We start from the raw sequence: 18,083 nt of genomic DNA, 5'->3' as shown, positions 1-18,083 counted from the left end.
GGAAGAGAAAAAGTGAGCCATATGACAACGGATTGCGAAGCGAATTATGTTTATTCACTGGTCGACCCGCAACCGACAAATTATAATGCGGCCCATTAGAAAAACTCATCGTCGGCTGGTCTCATGTCTCGTCGTTTACCCCCGCTCAATGCACTGAAAGCATTCGAAGCCGCGGCTCGTCATTTAAGCTTCACCCGGGCTGCGGAAGAGCTTTTCGTGACCCAGGCTGCCATCAGTCACCAGATCAAGGCGCTGGAAGAGTACCTCGGCATCAAGCTGTTTCGCCGCAAGAACCGCTCCCTGCTGTTGACCGAGGAGGGGCAGGGCTACTTCCTCGACATCAAGGACATCTTCACCTCCATCTCGGAGGCGACCGACAAGCTGCTGGCGCGCAGCGCCAAGGGGGCGCTCACCGTCTCTTTGCAGCCGAGTTTCGCCATCCAGTGGCTGGTGCCGCGGCTGGTAAAGTTCAGCGAGCGCCACCCCGACATCGATGTGCGGATCAAGGCGGTGGACATGGACGAGGGTTCGCTCACCGACGATGTGGACGTGGCCATCTATTACGGTCGTGGCAACTGGCCTGGGCTGCGTGCCGACAAGCTGCACACCGAGTATCTGATCCCGGTCTGTTCGCCGCTGCTGCTGACCGGCCCCAAGCCGCTGCGCACCCCGGACGATCTGACCCGCCACACCCTGCTGCACGACACCTCGCGCCGCGACTGGAAGGCCTGGTTTCGCCAGCTCGACATCGATGCGCCCAACGTCAATCAGGGGCCCATCTTCAGCCACTCCACCATGGTGATCCAGGCGGCCATTCACGGCCAGGGGGTGGCCCTTGGCCACAGCGTGCTGGCCCAGCCCGAAATAGAGGCCGGCCGCCTCATCTGCCCGTTCGAGCAGGTGCTGGTGAGCAAGAACGCCTTCTATCTGGTGTGTCAGGAGCAGCAGTCCGATCAGGGCAAGATAGTGGCCTTCCGCGACTGGATGCTGGAGCTGGTGGAGCAGGAGGAGGCCCGTCGCCGGGCACGGCTGGCCGATGCATGAGGTGATCCGGGAGGGGACTGTCGATGCCCCTGTCCGCATTCTGCTGGCCCATGGCGCCGGCGCGGGCATGGAGCACGCCTTTCTGGCCGAGCTGTCACGCCTGCTGGCCGGGCCGGACATCGAGGTGGTGCGCTTCAATTTCCCCTACATGAGCAAGCGTGCGCTGGATGGCAAACGCAGACCACCGGACAGGCAACCCGTGCTGCTGGCGCACTGGCGCCAGATGGCGAAGGCGTTTGCTCATCCCCGGCTGTTTCTGGCTGGCAAGTCGATGGGCGGGCGGATGGCGGCCGAACTCTATCAGGATGGCGAGGACGAGATGAATGCTGCAGGATTGCTCATTCTCGGGTATCCTTTCCACCCCCCGGCCAACCCCGAACGCTGGCGGGGTGACGTGCTCAAGCAGATCAAGACGCCGACCCTGCTGTTGCAGGGGGAGCGCGATACTTTCGGAAACCGTGCCGAACTGGCTGATTTTCCCTTCTCACCCGCCGTATCGGTCCATTGGCTGACCGATGGTGATCATGGCTTCAAACCGCGCAAGAGCAGCGGGGTGAGCGAGCAGGAGAACCTGCGGCAGGCGGCCGGGCAGATCAAGAACTTCATCGCGACCATCCCGACGTAAACGTGAGGATGGGAAGCGGAACGACGAGGAGGCAAGGGATGCAATTCCATCGACATTGGCTGGTGCTGGCGGGCGTTTTCGGCCTGACGGCAACCCTGCTGGGGGCCTACGGTGCCCATGGTCTGGCGGCCAGCGGGATCGAGCCTTCGCGTCTGGCGGCGTTCAATACCGCCGTGCAGTATCAGTTTTTCCACGCCCTGGCCCTGCTGGTGCTGGGGTGGTGCGGTGTGCGCAGCAAGGTCATCACCTTTGCCGGCACCGCCTTCGTGCTGGGGATCCTGGGATTCTCCGGCAGTATTTATGCCATGGTGCTGCTCGGCAGCAAGGGGCTGGGGCTGATTACCCCGGCCGGTGGCCTCTGTTTTATGTTGGGATGGGCGGCTCTGATATGGGCTGGCTGTCGTCTTGGAGGAAAAAATGAATAATCTGCTGCTTTATTGCCGCCCCGGTTTTGAGAAAGAGGCGGCGGCAGAGATCACCGAGCGTGCCAGTAACATGCAGTGCTACGGTTTCGCCCGGGTCAAGGACGACAGCGGTTACGTGATATTCGAGCTGTATGACGAGGAGCAGGCCGATCTGCTGGCACGCAAGCTGCCGTTCAGAGAGCTGATCTTCATTCGCCAGATGCTGGTGGTGACCCATGAGCTGAAGGATCTGGATCTGTCGGATCGCATCACCCCCATCCTGGAGGCGACCCAGGGTTACGCCATCTGCGGCGATCTGCGGGTGGAAACCGCCGATACCAACGAGGCAAAAGAGCTGTCGGCCTTCTGCCGCAAGTTCACTGTGCCGCTGCGCCAGGCGCTGCGCGGCAACGAGTTGCTGACCAAGAAGGAGACCCCGCACCGGCCGGTGTTCCACGCCTTTTTCCTGGCCAATGATCACGTGTTGCTGGGGTACTCTTACTCCTTCAACAACTCCGAATTCCACATGGGCATCCCGCGTCTGCGCTGCCCGGCCGATGCCCCGAGCCGCTCCAGCCTCAAGCTGGAAGAGGCCTTCTACGTGTTCGTGCCGCGGGAAGAGTGGGACCTGCGCCTCACCTCCGGCATGAAGGCCGTCGATCTGGGCGCCTGCCCGGGTGGCTGGACCTATCAACTGGTACGTCGCGGCATGATGGTGACGGCGGTGGACAACGGCATGATGGCCCAGTCCCTGATGGATACCGGTCAGGTCAAGCACATCCGCGATGATGGTTTCGTGTGGCGGCCGAGCAAGAAGAACACCTATTGGCTGGTGTGCGACATGGTGGACAAGCCGGCGCGGGTCACCCACATGATCGCCGACTGGTTCCGGGAGAGCGATTGCCAGGAGGCAATGTTCAACCTCAAGCTGCCGATGAAGAAGCGCTACGCCGAGGCGGTGCACAACATCGAGGTGCTGCGCGAGCTGCTCAAGGAGATCGACAATGCCTTCGTGATCCAGGCCAAGCAGCTCTATCACGATCGCGAAGAGATCACGGTGCACGTCTACAACAAGTACTGGGTTTCCAAGCTATCCGCCAAGGAGTAATTGCTGGCGATGAGCCACTGACCACAAGGCCGACAATCCACGGGTTGTCGGCCTTGTCGTTTCTGCGCCATCAGAAACGGTAATCGAAACGCAGCGAGGATTCGCCGTCGGTGAGCTTGAGCTCGATGTCGAGCGGGATGGTGCGATCGGTCGGACTGAACTCCAGCTTCACCCCGTTGCCACGCAGCTTGATGGAGGTGTTCATGCCGGCGGTCTTGAACTTGATCCTGGGTTTGTGCTGCTCGAAGGAGAGGCTCACGCTCTTCTCGGCGGTCAGGTTCAGTTTCTGGTAGGGAGTGACCTGACTGTTGCCATCGCTGTCGGTCACGACATCCATCCCGAAGGAGAGCGGTTTGGGTGCCTTGAGCAGGTCGTTGGTATCCACGTTGGAGCGCCAGACCTGGCTTGCCTGCTGGGAAGAGGGGGGCAATTGCGGCCAGGCATTCTCGACCGGTCTGTCTACTGCCATGGCGTTGCTGCTGATGAGCAGCAGGGTAACGATAGCGCGCATAATGGATCTCCTTATCCCTTATCTATTGAACATAGTAGCCAATCGACAAAGGGGGGAGAGCGCCGCAAGATAAAACAAAGGGAGCCTAAGCTCCCTTTAAAAATCAATATCTTGGATGTGATTACAAACGGTCGATGATGGATTGGGTGAACTCGCTGGTGGAGGCTGTCCCCCCCAGATCCCGGGTCACCCGGTCGCCGGATTCGATGGTGGCGCGTACCGCCTCACGGATCCGTTCGGCCTTGTCCTGCATGCCCAGATACTCCAGCATCTGGATGGAGGCGAGGATCACCGAAGTGGGGTTGGCGATGTTCTTGCCGGCGATATCCGGCGCCGAGCCGTGCACCGCTTCGAAGATGGCGGCGCCATCGCCGATGTTGGCACCGGGCGCCATCCCTAAGCCCCCCACCAGACCGGCGCACAGATCCGACAGGATGTCGCCGAACAGGTTGGTGGTGACCATGACGTCGAAGCGCTCCGGGTACATCACCAGGTTCATGCAGGCGGCATCGACGATCATCTCTTCGCTCTGGATGTCCGGGTAGCGGCTGGCCACTTCACGGGCCACTTCCAGGAACAGGCCGGAGGTGGACTTGAGGATGTTGGCCTTGTGGATGATGGTGACTTTCTTGCGCCCTTCCTGGCGCGCCAGCTCGAAGGCGAACTTGACGATGCGTTCCGCCCCTTCGCGGGTGATGATGCTCATCGCCTCGGCGCTCTTGTTGTCATCGCTGCGCTTCTGACCGGCACCCGAGTACATGCCTTCGGTGTTCTCGCGTACCGTGATGATGTCGATGTTGTCATAACGGCTGCGAGTCCCCTTGAAGGAGAGCACCGGGCGGACGTTGGCGTAGAGGTTGAATTTCTTGCGCAGGGAGACGTTGATGGAGGTGAAGCCACCGCCGACCGGGGTGGTGAGCGGGCCCTTCAGGCTGACCTTGTTCTTCTCGATGAGATCCAGCGTCGCCTGGGGCAGCAGCTCGCCGTGCTTCTCCAGCGCCACCAGGCCGGCGTCCGCGTATTCGTATTCGAAGTCACAACCGGCGTGGGTCAGGATCTGGATGGCGGATTCGATGATGCTGGGGCCGATGCCGTCGCCCGGGATGACGGTAATTTTTCTTTTTGACATGAGACGTATCCACTTCTAGGGAACAGAGGGGGAGGATTCGGCGGTTTTATACCATTTCTACACCTAACCCTCCATGTTTCTTTACATTCTATCTGTTTTTGTCAACAGCGAGAGTGAGTCCGGTCATGCTTGGCGGTTTCGCTTGCTCAGGCTTCGGGAGCCGGTGGATAGCGGATCTCCCGCAGGTTGAAGCCGAGCGGAATGTCCCGCTGCAGCCGCACCAGCCGTTGGGCCAGCAGGGCCTCATCCTGGTGCTGGCGCAGCTTGAGCAGCGCCTTGGCGGCGTCTTCCTGCTGGCAGGCCGCCAGCAGGCTGGCCAGATCGCCGTATTGCTGCAGCAACTGGGTAGCGGTCTTGGGGCCGATGCCGGGTACCCCCTTGATGTTGGAGCCGCTGATGCCGGTCAGAGCCCAGAAATCCACCAGTTGCGTCGGCGCCACCCCGTACTGCTGCTCGACGAAGGTGGCATCCAGCCAGCGCTTGTTGAAGTAATCGCGGATCTGGATCTGCGGGCAGATGAGCTGGCAGAACCCCTTGTCGGTGGAGATGATGGTGGCTCTGGCTCCGTGCTGGGCAATGCCGCTGGCCAGAGTGGCGATGAGATCATCCGCCTCGTCGGTCTGGGAGAGCAGGGCATCCACGCCGCACTCCCAGAAGGCATCCTGCAGCTCGTTCAACCCCTCGCGCAGCTCGGCCGGCATGGGGGTTCGCCCCTCCTTGTAGGCCGGATAGACCTCCTTGCGCCAGCTGTGAACCTCGCCGTCGAACACCGCGATGACGTGGGTCGGCTCGCTGGCGGCCAGCAGCTTGCGGCAGGTGTTGATGAGGTTGGCACGGGTGGCGATCAACGCCTGGGCCGGGGTCAGCGCCTGCTGGGCCTGTACCGCGTGCAGCCGGCGAATGAGATTGAGGGCATCGATGATGAGCAGGTGTGGCCTTGGGTTTGACATGGGGCACTCTTGGCAGTCGGGACGCCCCATTGTAACAAACCAGCGGGCTCGATGGGGGATTGATGGCCGCGGGCATCCCCTGCGACAAAAAAGGGGCGCCATGCGCCCCTCGTTTCAGCTGTGCTGCCCGTCAGCGCACGATTTCGTAGCAGGGCACATACTGGCTGCCCGGCAGCTTCATGCGCTGCTGCTTGACGAAGCTCTCCAGCAGCTTGTCCATCAGGTGCATCAGCTCCTTGTCGCCGTGCAGCTTGAAGGGACCCTTCTTCTCGATGGCGCGGATGCCCCCTTCCTTGACGTTGCCGGCGACGATGCCAGAAAAGGCACGGCGCAGGTTGGCCGCCAGCAGCTGGGGTGGCTGGTTGCGGTGCAGATCCAGGCTGGCCATGTTGGCGTGATCCGGCTCGAACGGCAGCTGGAACTCCGGCTCGATCTTGAGCGACCAGTTGAAGGAGTAGGCATCGCCGACCGATTTGCGGTATTCGCGGATCTTCGGCATCGCCTCTTTCATGACCCGGGCCACTTCCGGGGCATCGCCGACGATGATCCGGTAGAGGCTGGTGGCCGGCTCGCCCAGGGTCGCCTTGACGAAGTCGTCGATGGCGCGGAAGTAATCGGCGCTCTCCTTCGGGCCGGTCAGGATGATCGGCATGGGCTGCCGTTCGTTGGCCGGGTGCATCATGATGCCGAGCAGGTAGAGCAGCTCTTCGGCGGTACCGACCCCGCCCGGGAAGATGATGATGCCGTGGCCGAGGCGCACGAAGGCCTCCAGCCGCTTCTCGATGTCCGGCAGGATCACCAGCTCGTTGACGATGGGGTTGGGCGGCTCGGCGGCGATGATGGAAGGCTCGGTGAGGCCGATGTAGCGGCCGTTGCGCACTCGCTGCTTGGCGTGGCCGACGGCGGCGCCCTTCATCGGGCCCTCCATGGCACCCGGACCGCAGCCGGTGCAGATGTTGAGCTCACGCAGGCCCAGCTCGCTGCCTACCGCGCGGGTGTACTGGTACTCGATCTCGTTGATGGAGTGACCGCCCCAGCAGACCACCAGATTGGGGTCGGCGCCCGGCAGGATCGCCTTGGCGTTGCGCAGGATGGCGAACACCACGTTGGAGATGTGGGTGGAGCTGGTCAGGTTGACCAGCCGGTTCGACTCCAGCTGGGTCGACACATAGAGGATGTCGCGCAGCACGGAGAACAGGTGCTCCTGGATGCCGCGGATGATCTCGCCATCGACGAAGGCGTGCTCGGGGGCGTTGAACAGCTCGAGCTTGACCCCGCGCTCGCGCCGGATCACATGAATATCGAAGGATTTGAAGCGCTCCAGTATCTCTTTGGAGCTATCGGTATGGCTGCCGGAGTTGAGTACCGCCAGCGAGCAGTTGCGAAACAGTTGATAGATATCGCTGGAAGCGGTTTGCTTGAGGCGGTCCACCTCGAGCTGGGACAGCAAGTCCATGCTGCCGACTGGATTGATGTGCGTAATCATAGGTTCCCCTTTCACTCGCTTGTTATCGTTGTGCTTTTCCCTGGGGAGAAAACGGGATGCCCTGTGGCATCCCTTGAATTTGATAGTAGATGTAAGCGGTGGGGCAGGGGAATAGGGGGAAAGTGCGTTTGCTGCTTTTTTAGTCGCCGATCAGGCCAGATTGACCTGATCCCGACCCGAGTTCTTGGAGCTGTAGAGTGCCTTGTCGGCCCGCTCGAACGCGTCCGTGGTGTGATCCCCCTCCCTAAACAGGGTGGCACCGATGGAGATGGTGATCTCGACCCTGGCATCCCGAAAACGGAACGGAATGCTCTTGATGGTCTGGCGCAAGGTCTCCAGCGGCTTCTGGAACTTGTCAGGGTTGATGTTCGGCAGCAGCACCACGAACTCCTCACCGCCGAAGCGGGCGATGAAGTCGGTGTCGCGCAGGGCACCCTGCAGTGCCTTGGCCACCACCTTCAACGCCTTGTCACCAGCCATGTGGCCGTAGTTGTCGTTGATGTGCTTAAAGTGGTCGATATCGATGATGGCCAGGCACAGCGGCGTGTTGTAACGCAGCCAGCGCTTGTATTCGAGCTCGAGCCGCTCGTCGAGGGCTGCCCGGTTGTGCACCTGGGTCAGGCTGTCGAGGAACAGCTTGTGTTTCTGGATGGTGAGCCGCTTCTTGTATTCGGCGGTCTCCTCCTTCATCAGCCGCAGCTTGGCCTCCATGGTGGAGAGGCGGGTCAGTAGATGGCGCTCGCGGGCGGCCATGGCCTCCCTGTCCTGCAGCAGCAGGTTGATGGCCCCCATGTGGCCGGAGATGGCCCCCTTGAGGTCATCAATGGTGTCATGGCTGGCCAGGGTATGGTCAATGGCCTTCAGCTCCCTGTCGATGGCCTTGCGGGTATCCAGGGTGGCACTTTGCAGGGCGCGCCCCTCGTCGAGGGATTCGGTGAAGCTGAAGTGGACCGCCGAGAGGCTCTCGTTGAGGGTGCTGAGAAACGCCTGGGAGGCTTTGCGCTCCTCGCGGGTGCCCTCGATGATGAGCTCGATCACCTGCAGGCAGATCTCCGCCAGCAGGGGAGGGGTGATGCCATTGAGCAGCTGGCGGCGAATGTCTGCCAGGCTCTCGCCGACGGCGCCGGCAAAGTCGAGTTCGGTGATGAGGCGCTGCAGCTCGTCGGCAATGTGGGCGTGCACCTTGACGTCAAAGGGGGCGCCCGGCTCCGGTGCGGCAAGGTCGGTGACCGTTTCGGCCTGGTTGCCGGCGGGCGTGCTCTGGGCCAGCAGAGGCTGGGTGGGCAGCAGCTGGATCTTGATGGCCTGCTGGTAGAACTCCAGCAACCGGATCACCTTTTTCTGGTGATCGCCGATGCCATAGCCATCCGGGCTTGCCAGAAACTCCTTGAGGGATTTGCGGGTATCTTCCGGGAAGCCCTTGAGGGCCTTGAGCTGCTTGCTGCCGAGCTCGATGGCGGACTTGGTCAGGGAGATGGACTCTTCCAGCGCGTTGCCGTGCTGCTGCAGCAGCTTCTCGATGACGGCGAGGTCGGCATCGAGGGAGGAGAGCGGCGGGTTGCCATCGAGTTTCTGCTTGAGCTTGGCGAGCTTGTTGTCCAGCTCGCGATCGTGGCCGCGACAGGCCTGCATCAGCTTGGCGATGAACTGGATGCTGCGGGCGCGTTCGGTGTCGGAGAAAGAGACGACGCCGTCCAACTCCAGCTGCTTTTGCTGAAGGGATTCCCTGAGTCTGGCCAATTGTCCGGCTACGGCAGCGATATCATTCATTATTCAGGTCGCCCTGTTGTCATTATCGTTGTTGTGTTGGATAGCAACAGCGGTCGAACCCAGTTCCAGACCCAGTTGATTATCTATTTGTCATTGATCAACCGGCGCTTTCGTCCGTGAAAGTCGAAGCCAATTAACCCATTGCTTTTCATGAGAAGAATTTACTTTTACCAGTCCCTTGTCAATTGCCATCAAGCAGCATTGCCACACATCCCCATTAAAAAATGCGGCCTGCTGGCAATCGATGGCGGCCAGCTCCAGCCAGACGCTTTGCTGGTGTTTTTCGCTGAGCTGAATGGCTCCTGCCAGTGCCAGATAACAGAGGTCGAACAGGCCGTGATGATCGAGGGCGGTGGCCGCCTTGGGCAGGAAGGGGTGGCTGACGATGCCGAGGCTGATGTGGCGATCGAGCGGGTGCTGGCAGGGGAATTCGGCCAGTGCCGCAAGCAGCTCGCGGGCCAGTCGGTGCAGGTCTTCCACATGGCGCTGGGGCACCACATAGAGCAGGTGGCCTTCGCGCAGGTCGTAGATGCGACCATCCTGCGGGGTGAGGCCGTTGACGTAGGCGCCGAAGGCCTGCTCTATCTCGCGGCTCACCTGATAACCGTGCTGTTCCAGGCTGTTGACCAGGAAGGGCACCCGAAACAGCAGGTAGTGCAGCTTGTCGTCAAACTCGCTGGTGGGCAGTTCGCTTAAATACCAGCGCTCGGATTTTTGCTGGCGCTTGGCCATCTCCCGCGGCCAGCGGCTCATCAGTCGCTGCCAGTTGGCCAGCCCGGTGCGTGGCTCGAGCAGCAGCGCCTCGCCCAGCTGTTTGCCCTGCTGCCGGGCGACCCGCAGCTTGAGCCAGAGGGTGAAGAACAGGTAGATGAACAGGGTCAGCAACAGACCGGTCACCACGCTCGACCAGAGGTAGCGATCCTGCTGATGTTTGCTGGTGCTCAGCTGCTGCTGCAGCTCCTTGATCTGCTGCTCTCGCTCCACCTGGGCGTAGTTGTCGCGGATCGCCTCCTGCTCCAGATCGACCTGCTGCTGGCGGACCTGCTCGCTGCGCTGGTGGAAATTCTTGTAGCTGTCCAGCGCCTGCTGCAGATAGCCCTTCTGCTCGTAGGCCGCCGAGAGCAGGCGGAAGATCTCGAACTGGCGCTGGGCGTCGCCGATCTGGTTGGCCAGTGCCAGCGCGTTTTCCAGTTGCAGGATGGCGATGCCCGCCTCCTTCTGCTTGAGGTGCAGCTCACCCAGCAGCAGCAGGGTGTCGATCAGCGGCTCCTTGTCGTCCCCCAGCTCGTGGGACTGGCGGGCCGCGGTGAGGTAGTTGCGGGCCAGGGTCAGGTTGCCGGTTTCCAGATAGGTTTTGCCTATCTCGTACTTGAGGTGGGCGATGCGGGTGCGGTTGTTGCCCTCGTCCAGCAGATCCAGGGCATTGAAGAAGTAGACCAGCGCCATGTTCATCTCGCCCTGCTCCCGATTGAGGCGGGCCAGCACGATGAGGGCATCGCTCAGCAGGGAAGGATTGCCGAGGGCATGGAAGTAGTTGGCCGCCTCGTTGGCGTATTGCAGCGCCTTCTGCGGCTCCTGCTCCTCCTGATAGAGGTTCACTATCTGGTTCGACAGCAGTCCAAGGAACAGCGGATCCTGCAAGCCTCTGGCCTGCTGCTGGGCATCGATGTAGTCGCCCAGCGAGAGCTGGGGCTGCTTGAGGGCGTGGTAAAGGTCGCCGCTCACCGCGCTGACCCAGGCACTGGCCAGCGGATTCTTGGTCTGATCCGCCCAGCGACGGGCTTCGGCCAGCTGGCGCTTGGCCTCGTCGAACTGGTGCGCCTCTATGCTGGCGTTGGTGCGCAGCAGCCGGCTGTACACCTGCAACTGGCTCTCTTTCAGGCTGGGGGTACTGAGCAGGGTCTCCAGCTGGCCGAGCAGGCCGCCGCTGGCGCCGTGGGAGCGCTCCTGCAGGTTCTGGCTGCGGATCTTCAGATAGAGGCCGTGGGCCTGCAGCTCCAGTTGCTGCTCCTTGGCCGCCATGGCGATGCCCTGATCGAGGGATTTCTGGGCCGCCTGGAACTGGCCAAGCTGCAGCAGGCACTCCCCCTTGAGCAGGTGGGCACCGGTGGCCTGGGCGGCGGTGCCATAGCTCAACAGCGGCTCGCGGTAACCGTACTCCTGGCGATTGCTGATGATTTGCTTGGGATTATTGGCCGTGCGGGTGAGGAAGGCTGAGGTGATCTGCACGCATCTGGCGGGATCGGTCAGCACCAGGGTCTGGGCCTGTTGCAGATCGATGGACAACTGCTCCTTGGCCAGATCCAGATCAGGAGCCGACAGGGAGGACATCATCATTGCCAGAAAAAACAGTTGATTCATTGGATTAAGGGCAGCACGGGAGTGAGGGCATGTTATCCAAGCCCGCCCCCGTGCGTCCAGAGTTTACTGACAGATTGCGCGCCGGCCCCGCGATCCGGGCCGTGGCAGTGCTTGCTGCAGGCCCGGCGGGGTGACGGGTTATTGCCGGATCAGGCGCAGGTTGGCCGGCACCACTTCCCAGTCGCTGCGAAACGGGTTGATGTCCAGGCCGCCGCGGCGGGTGTAGCGGGCGTAGACCGTCAGCTGGCTCGGGCGGCAGAAGTGCTTGAGATCGGTGAAGATCCGCTCGATACACTGCTCGTGGAACTCGTTGTGCTGGCGAAACGAGATGAGGTAGCGCAGCAGTTTTTCCCGGTCCAGCTGCGGGCCGCGATAGTGGATCACCACGGATCCCCAGTCCGGCTGGCTGGTCACCAGGCAGTTGGACTTGAGCAGGTGGCTGTGCAGGGTCTCCTCCACTTCCTGGCTGCCGGCCGCGCCTTGCAGCAGGTCGGCATCGAACTCGTAACAGTCCACGGCGATGTCCTGTTCGTCAATGCACTCGCCCGGCAGGGCGGCAATGTGGTGCGGAGCCTGGGCCAGGGGGAACAGGGTGACGCTCACGTCGCTACCGGCACAAGCGCTCAAGTCCTTGACCAGCATGGCCTGCACCGCTTCCAGCGAGTCACAGCGGGTCTGGTTGAAGGAGTTGAGATAGAGCTTGAACGACTTGGATTCGATGAGGTTTGCGCTGGTGGCGGGGACCGAGACCTCGCCGACGGCGACCATGGGCTTGCCCTTGGCATTGAGCCAGGAGAGCTCGTACAGGGTCCAGACATCGCAACCCTGGAACGGCAGTTCGCCGCCAAGACCGAGGTCGTCGCGGTTCAGGCTGCGGGGCACTGGCTGCAGCAGGGTCGGGGTGTACTGGCTGATGTAGGCCGACTGTTGACCCAGGCTCAGCCCCTGCAGGGCGCTGGCTCCGGCGTATCTCTCTTGTTTGCTCATGTGTGCTGACTCGAACGTTGAATGGGCGATGGCAGAGCATGCGCCCGATGAGGGCGGCAAGGCGGGGAGCGCCGGCTGGCGATCCGCGCTGCACCTTGTCTGCTCATGGCTTTGATGGTGCAATAGCGAACTTTGGCAGCAATTGTGGGGAATTTCGATGTCGGATCAAGTCTTGTCTGCCCTGGAACACTTTTTTTTGCGCTGGCAGCGCGACGGCGAGGCGAGGCGAGGGCTGCCCCTGTGTGAGTGGGAGGCAGACTGGCGCTCCCCCTGCGAGCTGGATGAGCCCAAGGAGGGGCGGGTGGCCTGGCGCCCGCATCGGCGCGCCGAGCCCGCCGATTTCACGGCGATGAACGAGGCGCTCGAGCTGACCCTGCATCCGGCCGCGCAGGCCCTGTTTGGTGGCTGGTTCAGCCGCCCTGTGCCCTGCCTCTACAAGGGGTTGCGGCTCGAGTTTGTGCTGCCCTGGAACGAGGCGGATCTCGACTTGCTCAAGGAGAACCTCATCGGTCACCTGCTGATGCTGCGCAAGTTGAAGCGCTCACCCTCTTTGTTCATCGCCACCACCCGCAACGAGATGACGCTGGTGTCGCTCGACAACGAGAGCGGGCAGGTGTGGCTGGAGTGGCTCGATTCGGGTCGTCGGTTGGTGCTGGCCCCCTCATTGCCGGCGTTCCTCGAGCGGTTGGAGACCCTGCCGCAATAAAGAGTGTCAGCCGCAATGAAAAGCGCCTTGCCAATTGGCAAGGCGCTTTTGTTTGGTTTACCGCCGGGCTCAGTCCTTGAAATCCCAGGAGAGGTTGGCGACCAGCCGGCAGGGGTCGCACTTGAAGTCGAAGATGTCGTGCAGGGGCTCGGCCAGCGCCCACTCGCCGCCGCAGCTCGGACAGGGGCGGGCTTTCTCCTCGGCTGCACTCCGGCCGCCTACCCGGTAGAGGTAGTAGTAGGTGGGAATGCCGGTGAGGGCTTCCAGCCGCTTGCCGAGATCGCTGCCACGGCGCTGGAGCCGGCTGCCCACTTCACCGATTTCATGCAGCGCCGCATGCTCGGCGATGGAGCCGTTCATCTGCAGCTGATCGCACGCCTCCCAATCCTCCTGCCACTTGATGATCTGCTTGTGGTCGCCGTTGGCGACGGCCGGCAGCCGATAGAGCGGGATGGGAGCGAAGTGGTCGCCGCAGCGCAGCGGCGAGCAGGTGTGCAGGAAGCTGGTGTAGAGCAGCATCCAGCTGGGGCGCTCGCCATCATGGCCGCAAGGGTCGGTGCTGTCGGAGAGCAGATCCGCCCCCTGCAACTGGAGTTTGGGGGCGAGCAGCCCGGCCTGATTGAGCTGCTGCTCGGCCAGCTTGACCTGCTCGCTCTGGTTGTCCGGGTGCAGGCTGTCCTGCTCCGGGCAGACCACCCGGCTGACGAAATAGCCCTCGTGCATGCTGGTGGGGAACTCCCGGCCGAGGATCTGGCCCTGATAGCGCAGCATGTCGAGGTAGTTGACGATGGCCCGCTCGGCCTCGCCCAGCGAGGTGTCGCGATAGCACTCAAAGCAGAGTTCGAGGATGTACATGGCTTACTGTTTCCCCTGCTGGAGCAGCAGCTCGGTCAGCCGATCCACCTTCTGTTCGAGCCGCTCGAGCCGTTCGGCAAGCTGCAGCAGGGTGGGCTCGGCGGCGGGCGAGGGGGCCATCTGCGCTGTGCTTCCGGCTTCCGGGGCACTGGCGGGTTGCTGCTTCCACTGGCTCAGCACTTTGAGCAGCTCGGCCATGGGGACGGGCTGGCTGAGGCGGGCCTTGACCATGGCGGTGGAGGGGGTGATCCCCTTGGCGGCCAGTTCATTGGCGATGCGGATGATCTCTTGGGCTGACATGGGACTCCTGCGCAGGATGAAAAGTGGTTCGGGCTGGACGGGCAGAGAGCTTAACCAAAGCGCGGGGCGCTGAACAGCGGGGCAAGGGTCAGTCGGGCCGGCGCAGCAGCACATCCAGTTCGTCGATGGCTTCCGACCAGTCCGCATCGTTCCACAGGGCATCGCGCAGAAAGTCGGCCTGGGCGCGGTTCCAGAAGGGGGCTTCCGGCAGCAGGGTCTGGTTGTCCAAGCGGTGCTCGTGAATGAAGCGGTGCAGGCTCAGCTCGTCGTTGGCCAGCCCCAGCTGGGCAAACAGGGCGGCCAGATCGTGGGTCAGGAATTCCATCTCATCTCTCCCAAGAGGCATTCCTGAACATTATAGGCCCGCCCCGTGGCAGTAGATTTACAGGGTGGGCACCCGGTGGGGTGGCAGCTCGACACCGACCACCTGCAGCCCCTGCATGCGCAGTTGCCCCAGATAGTGGCTCTCGCCATCGCTGGAGAATTCAAACTCGTAATAGGTGAGCAGCCGCAGCGGCTGGTGGGCCAGCGCACGGTGGCTGCGGGCCAGCGACAGCAGTTGCAGGTCGTGATGCTGGCAGTAGCGGCGCATGTATTGCCAGGCGAGCTCGGCCTGACGCCGCTGGTGCCAGAAGGCACCGGCACCGAGGATAAGCAGCAAGATTGCGAACATTTCACCCATCGCGGGCTCCTTCCGGGGTGTGATCCGTGGCGACAGGCGACCCGCCATGGTGGCGGGCCGCCGACATCATCAGGCCGAGGCGAACAGGCGACCGATGGCCTGGCCCAGGGCGTCGCTGCGCTCGGGGTCGCGCAGCCTGGCCAGCATATCATTGCGCAGGGCCGGCAGGGTCACCAGCTCGGCAAATACCTGATTGAAGAACTGGGTCGGCTGCAGGGCCAGCTGTTCCAGGAACAGGCTGAGCAGGCCGGCGTCCTTCAGATCGGGCCAGAGCCGACCGGCGATGGCCAGCAGCAGGGCCGGGCTCGGCTGGGTTTGCAGCAGGGTCAGCAGCTTGTTGGTGCGCATGCTGCTGCCGTTGCAGGAGGCCAGTGCCCGGCACAGGTAGGCCAGAGTCTCGGCATTGGGCTCGGCACACTCCTGTTCCTTGCCGATGCGCTCGAACAGGGCACCCTGTACGGCCGGCGGCAACGGGGCGTTTTCCAGGCTCTGGCAAAGGGCGTAGAGCGGCTCTTGCGGCAGTTTTGGCAGCGCCTTGCACACCAGCGCCAGGTTGCGTTCATCCTGCAGCCGCTCAGCCAGATCGGCAAAACCCTGTACGCCGAGGGTCTGCCATCCCTCTGGCGTCGGGGCCGCCAGATAGTGGCAGAGCCCCTCGAAGTAGGTCGAGGGGGCCTGCTCCAGCTGACGGGCCAGTTTGGCGTGCAGGCTGGCCATCTTGGCCTCGGCCGGGCGGAAGGTGTAGGGATTCTCCGCCAGACGCTGGGCCTTCTCTTCATCGAGTTCGCCGGTCAGCTTGTAGCCCAGGGTTTCCACCACCTGATCCATGAAGTGTTTGGGGCCGCTGGCGATGAGCAGACCGCGCTCGTCGAGGGCAAACTTGAGAAACCACAGGTAGTGACGGGATTCGGCCGGCTGGAAGAAGTGGACACCGAGCCAGGCGTGCTGCTGCAGGGGCCAGGGGTAAGGCTCCTGCTGCTGCTCGATGCGCTCGAAGGTGTCGCTCGCCAGCGGTCGCACCTGGCGGCCCATGTCGAACAGTTGAAACTGGGTGTCGGCCTGGGTCAAGAATTCGGTCAGCGTATTGATGGTGGACATGAGGTGATCCGGCTAAGGGTGATGCGGGCCGATTATAAGGAGGTTGCACAAGATAGCCAGTGGGGGCGCGCCGCCCGGCATCTGGCCCGGTACGCCTAGAGCGGGAGCCGCCATGGTTCTTCGCCCGTATTGTCGGCCGCAAGGGGCATGGCAGAGGATAGGGGGGAGGGTGTATAGTAACGCCCTTTTTTGCAAAGTTCGGCCTGCCGCCAGCGACACAGGATTGGCGGCGGACGGTGTGTGGTGATGAGGAAGAGAACGCAATGAATCAATATCTGCTGGTAGCCGGCCTGTTGGGTGAACTGACCGCCGAGCTGCAACGTCTGGAACGCTGGCAAGCGGCCCATCCGGGTGAAGAGGCCCTGGCCAGCGAGCTGCCATTTTGCGTCGATACCCTGAGCTTCGATCAGTGGCTGCAGTTCGTGCTGATCCCGCGCATGGAGCAGCTGGTGCTGTTGCAAGCACCGCTGCCCAGCAGCGTCTCCCTCTATCCCATGGCCAGCGAAGTCTACAAGGAGGAGCTAGCCGAGGTCGAAGCCCTGCTGCGCCTGATCGCCCGCTTCGATCTGCTGCTCTCCGGCAAAGTGGTTGAGCAATGATGCGTGAGCAGGCACAGGAAGATAACGCCTTGCAGCTGACCCTGCTTTATCAGGATGACTGGCTGGTGGCGGTCAACAAGCCCTCCGGCCTGCTGGTGCACCGCAGCTGGCTCGACAAGGCCGAGACCCGGTTTGCCATGCAGATGACCCGGGATCTCATTGGCGGTCGCCACGTCTACCCGGTACACCGGCTCGACCGGCCCACCTCGGGGGTGCTGCTGTTTGCCCTCGATCCCGCCGTGGCTCGCATCCTGACCGAAGCCTTTGCCGCCCGTCAGGTGCACAAGGAGTATCTGGCGCTGGTGCGTGGCTGGGCCCCCGAGCAGGGGCTCATCGACTATCCGCTCAAGGAGCAGCTGGACAAGATCGCCGACGCCATGAGCGACCCGGATCGTCCGGCCCAGGAGGCGGTGACCGCGTTTCGTCGCCTGCATCAGGTCGAGCTGCCCCATGCGGTCTCCAAGAAACACCCCACCAGTCGCTACAGCCTGGTTCGGCTGTTCCCCAAGACAGGCCGCAAGCATCAGCTGCGCCGCCATCTCGATCATCTATTCCACCCCATCGTCGGTGACACCACCCATGGTGATGGCCGCCACAACCGCTTCTTTCGCGAGCACTATGGTTGCGATCGCCTGCTGCTGGTGGCTCGCACCCTCAGCTTTGAGCATCCGGTGCTGAAGGTGCCGATGCGGATCCAGGCGCCGCTGGGGCAGGAAGTACTGCAGCTGTTTGCCGAGCTGGGCTGGCCCGCCAGCGAGAGCGACTACTGAGGCTGACGATCGCGGGGTGTTGCCCAAGCTGTTGCTGTGGCATGCTGGGCATCCATGTTGGTCAAAGGGGTCCGTGATGGCGCAGATAGACATAGTGGTGGGAACCGTATACGGCGCAGCCATGCTGGTGGCCGAGACGCTGGCGGCACAGCTGGAGCAGGCGGGGCACGGCTGCCAGGTGTTCGAGGAAGCCGAGCTGGCAGATCTTGATGCGAGTCGATTCTTGCTGGTCATCACGGCTACCACGGGGCAAGGCGATATTCCGCCCAATCTGCAGCCACTGGCCACCGCCCTGGCTGACCGGGCCCCCTACATGAAAGGGTGGCGTTATGCACTGATCGCCATGGGAGACAGCAGCTACGAGCACTTTTGCGGTGCCGGTCGTCACCTCGATGCGCTGTTGCAGGAGCTCGGTGCCAGTCCTCTGCTGCCCCGGCTGGAGATAGATGCCACCGTCGACGATGAGCCGGAAAAGGTGGCGCTGGCCTGGCTCAATGGCTGGCTAAATAAACTGTAGCGATCGTCCGTTTTTATCCTTTATTCATCCCCGCTCAGCCCGTCTGGCGGGGATGTTTATTTTGCGATAATCAGCAGTCTCAACTGACCATATTTGCCCGATATTTATCCGGTTATTTTCCACGTCATCCCCGCTTTGCTCAGCGATTTATTTCGGGGGCAGCCGACATGTCTCAAATTTA

The 18,083-nt window shown here is 62.3% G+C and carries 20 protein-coding genes; 8 read left to right on the top strand and 12 right to left on the bottom strand.

The annotated features are described in order from the left end of the window. Positions 1-123: 123 nt before the first annotated feature. Genes OKC44_RS03305 through rlmM form a run of 4 tightly spaced genes read left to right on the top strand, consistent with a single transcriptional unit; the run spans position 124 to position 3,181 of the window. The gene (locus tag OKC44_RS03305) at positions 124-1,044 is read left to right on the top strand and encodes a transcriptional regulator GcvA (RefSeq protein WP_005303519.1); all 921 of its coding nucleotides are present in this window, start codon (positions 124-126) and stop codon (positions 1,042-1,044) included. Further along, the gene (locus tag OKC44_RS03300) at positions 1,037-1,669 is read left to right on the top strand and encodes an alpha/beta fold hydrolase (RefSeq protein WP_270811027.1); all 633 of its coding nucleotides are present in this window, start codon (positions 1,037-1,039) and stop codon (positions 1,667-1,669) included. The genes OKC44_RS03305 and OKC44_RS03300 overlap by 8 nt, the downstream gene beginning before the upstream one ends. Positions 1,670-1,707: 38 nt before the next feature. Then, positions 1,708-2,094: a DUF423 domain-containing protein gene (locus tag OKC44_RS03295; protein WP_011705071.1), complete on the top strand. Its 387-nt coding sequence runs from the start codon at positions 1,708-1,710 to the stop codon at positions 2,092-2,094. After that, positions 2,087-3,181, top strand: coding sequence for a 23S rRNA (cytidine(2498)-2'-O)-methyltransferase RlmM (gene rlmM / locus OKC44_RS03290; protein WP_016349849.1), 1,095 nt, complete (start codon positions 2,087-2,089; stop codon positions 3,179-3,181). The genes OKC44_RS03295 and rlmM overlap by 8 nt, the downstream gene beginning before the upstream one ends. Positions 3,182-3,251: 70 nt before the next feature. Here the strand turns inward: rlmM and OKC44_RS03285 are convergent, their stop codons facing one another. The 7 genes from OKC44_RS03285 to queF form a co-directional block, all read right to left on the bottom strand. Further along, on the bottom strand, positions 3,252-3,692 hold the full coding sequence (locus OKC44_RS03285; protein WP_011705073.1) for a hypothetical protein: 441 nt from the start codon (positions 3,690-3,692) through the stop codon (positions 3,252-3,254). 121 nt (positions 3,693-3,813) lie between these two features. Continuing rightward, positions 3,814-4,821, bottom strand: coding sequence for an isocitrate dehydrogenase (locus tag OKC44_RS03280; protein ID WP_029303727.1), 1,008 nt, complete (start codon positions 4,819-4,821; stop codon positions 3,814-3,816). A 146-nt stretch (positions 4,822-4,967) separates the two neighbouring features. Next, entirely contained in the window at positions 4,968-5,771 is an 804-nt protein-coding gene (gene xni / locus OKC44_RS03275) for a flap endonuclease Xni (RefSeq protein ID WP_270811021.1), read from the bottom strand. A 130-nt stretch (positions 5,772-5,901) separates the two neighbouring features. Continuing rightward, positions 5,902-7,257: a nucleotide 5'-monophosphate nucleosidase PpnN gene (gene ppnN, locus OKC44_RS03270; RefSeq protein WP_011705076.1), complete on the bottom strand. Its 1,356-nt coding sequence runs from the start codon at positions 7,255-7,257 to the stop codon at positions 5,902-5,904. A 150-nt stretch (positions 7,258-7,407) separates the two neighbouring features. Beyond that, a complete protein-coding gene (locus OKC44_RS03265; protein ID WP_043162988.1) occupies positions 7,408-9,027 on the bottom strand; it encodes a GGDEF domain-containing protein in 1,620 nt (539 codons plus the stop codon). A 90-nt stretch (positions 9,028-9,117) separates the two neighbouring features. Beyond that, on the bottom strand, positions 9,118-11,388 hold the full coding sequence (locus OKC44_RS03260) for a hypothetical protein (RefSeq protein ID WP_270811018.1): 2,271 nt from the start codon (positions 11,386-11,388) through the stop codon (positions 9,118-9,120). A gap of 138 nt (positions 11,389-11,526) precedes the next feature. Further along, positions 11,527-12,375 (bottom strand): NADPH-dependent 7-cyano-7-deazaguanine reductase QueF, encoded by an 849-nt coding sequence (gene queF, locus OKC44_RS03255; RefSeq protein WP_171282346.1) that lies wholly within the window; start codon positions 12,373-12,375, stop codon positions 11,527-11,529. Between the two features lie 157 nt (positions 12,376-12,532). On the opposite strand from queF, the gene syd reads away from it, so the two are divergent. Further along, positions 12,533-13,081 carry a SecY-interacting protein gene (gene syd / locus OKC44_RS03250; protein ID WP_011705080.1) on the top strand — a complete coding sequence of 183 codons (549 nt, stop codon included), beginning with the start codon at positions 12,533-12,535 and terminating at the stop codon, positions 13,079-13,081. Positions 13,082-13,150: 69 nt separating this feature from the next. Here syd and OKC44_RS03245 read toward each other — a convergent pair whose 3' ends face one another. The 5 genes from OKC44_RS03245 to OKC44_RS03225 all read right to left on the bottom strand — a co-directional run bounded on the left by OKC44_RS03245 (position 13,151) and on the right by OKC44_RS03225 (position 16,016). After that, positions 13,151-13,936, bottom strand: coding sequence for a Zn-ribbon-containing protein (locus OKC44_RS03245; RefSeq protein ID WP_065476234.1), 786 nt, complete (start codon positions 13,934-13,936; stop codon positions 13,151-13,153). A gap of 3 nt (positions 13,937-13,939) precedes the next feature. Further along, on the bottom strand, positions 13,940-14,236 hold the full coding sequence (locus tag OKC44_RS03240; RefSeq protein WP_042067584.1) for a hypothetical protein: 297 nt from the start codon (positions 14,234-14,236) through the stop codon (positions 13,940-13,942). Between the two features lie 88 nt (positions 14,237-14,324). Continuing rightward, on the bottom strand, positions 14,325-14,561 hold the full coding sequence (locus tag OKC44_RS03235; protein ID WP_011705082.1) for a DUF2789 domain-containing protein: 237 nt from the start codon (positions 14,559-14,561) through the stop codon (positions 14,325-14,327). Positions 14,562-14,618: 57 nt separating this feature from the next. After that, on the bottom strand, positions 14,619-14,918 hold the full coding sequence (locus tag OKC44_RS03230; RefSeq protein WP_011705083.1) for a DUF3301 domain-containing protein: 300 nt from the start codon (positions 14,916-14,918) through the stop codon (positions 14,619-14,621). A 69-nt stretch (positions 14,919-14,987) separates the two neighbouring features. Further along, positions 14,988-16,016, bottom strand: a complete 1,029-nt coding sequence (locus tag OKC44_RS03225; protein WP_039212953.1) for a DUF3549 family protein — start codon at positions 16,014-16,016, stop codon at positions 14,988-14,990. A gap of 263 nt (positions 16,017-16,279) precedes the next feature. Here OKC44_RS03225 and OKC44_RS03220 point away from each other — a divergent pair, with 263 nt between their 5' ends. The 3 genes from OKC44_RS03220 (at position 16,280) to OKC44_RS03210 (ending at position 17,902) form a co-directional block, all read left to right on the top strand. Next, a complete protein-coding gene (locus tag OKC44_RS03220) occupies positions 16,280-16,615 on the top strand; it encodes a YqcC family protein (protein ID WP_011705085.1) in 336 nt (111 codons plus the stop codon). Then, the gene (gene truC, locus OKC44_RS03215) at positions 16,612-17,385 is read left to right on the top strand and encodes a tRNA pseudouridine(65) synthase TruC (protein ID WP_270811010.1); all 774 of its coding nucleotides are present in this window, start codon (positions 16,612-16,614) and stop codon (positions 17,383-17,385) included. The genes OKC44_RS03220 and truC overlap by 4 nt, the downstream gene beginning before the upstream one ends. Before the next feature lie 76 nt (positions 17,386-17,461). Further along, positions 17,462-17,902 carry a flavodoxin gene (locus OKC44_RS03210; RefSeq protein WP_270811008.1) on the top strand — a complete coding sequence of 147 codons (441 nt, stop codon included), beginning with the start codon at positions 17,462-17,464 and terminating at the stop codon, positions 17,900-17,902. The last annotated feature ends 181 nt before the right edge of the window (positions 17,903-18,083 follow it).

The sequence above is a fragment of the Aeromonas sp. S41-2 genome (genome assembly GCF_027705845.1).
Classification (GTDB): domain Bacteria; phylum Pseudomonadota; class Gammaproteobacteria; order Enterobacterales; family Aeromonadaceae; genus Aeromonas; species Aeromonas hydrophila.
The sequence above is the reverse complement of the archived record's forward strand: the minus strand, read 5'-3'. Positions and strand labels throughout refer to the sequence as shown.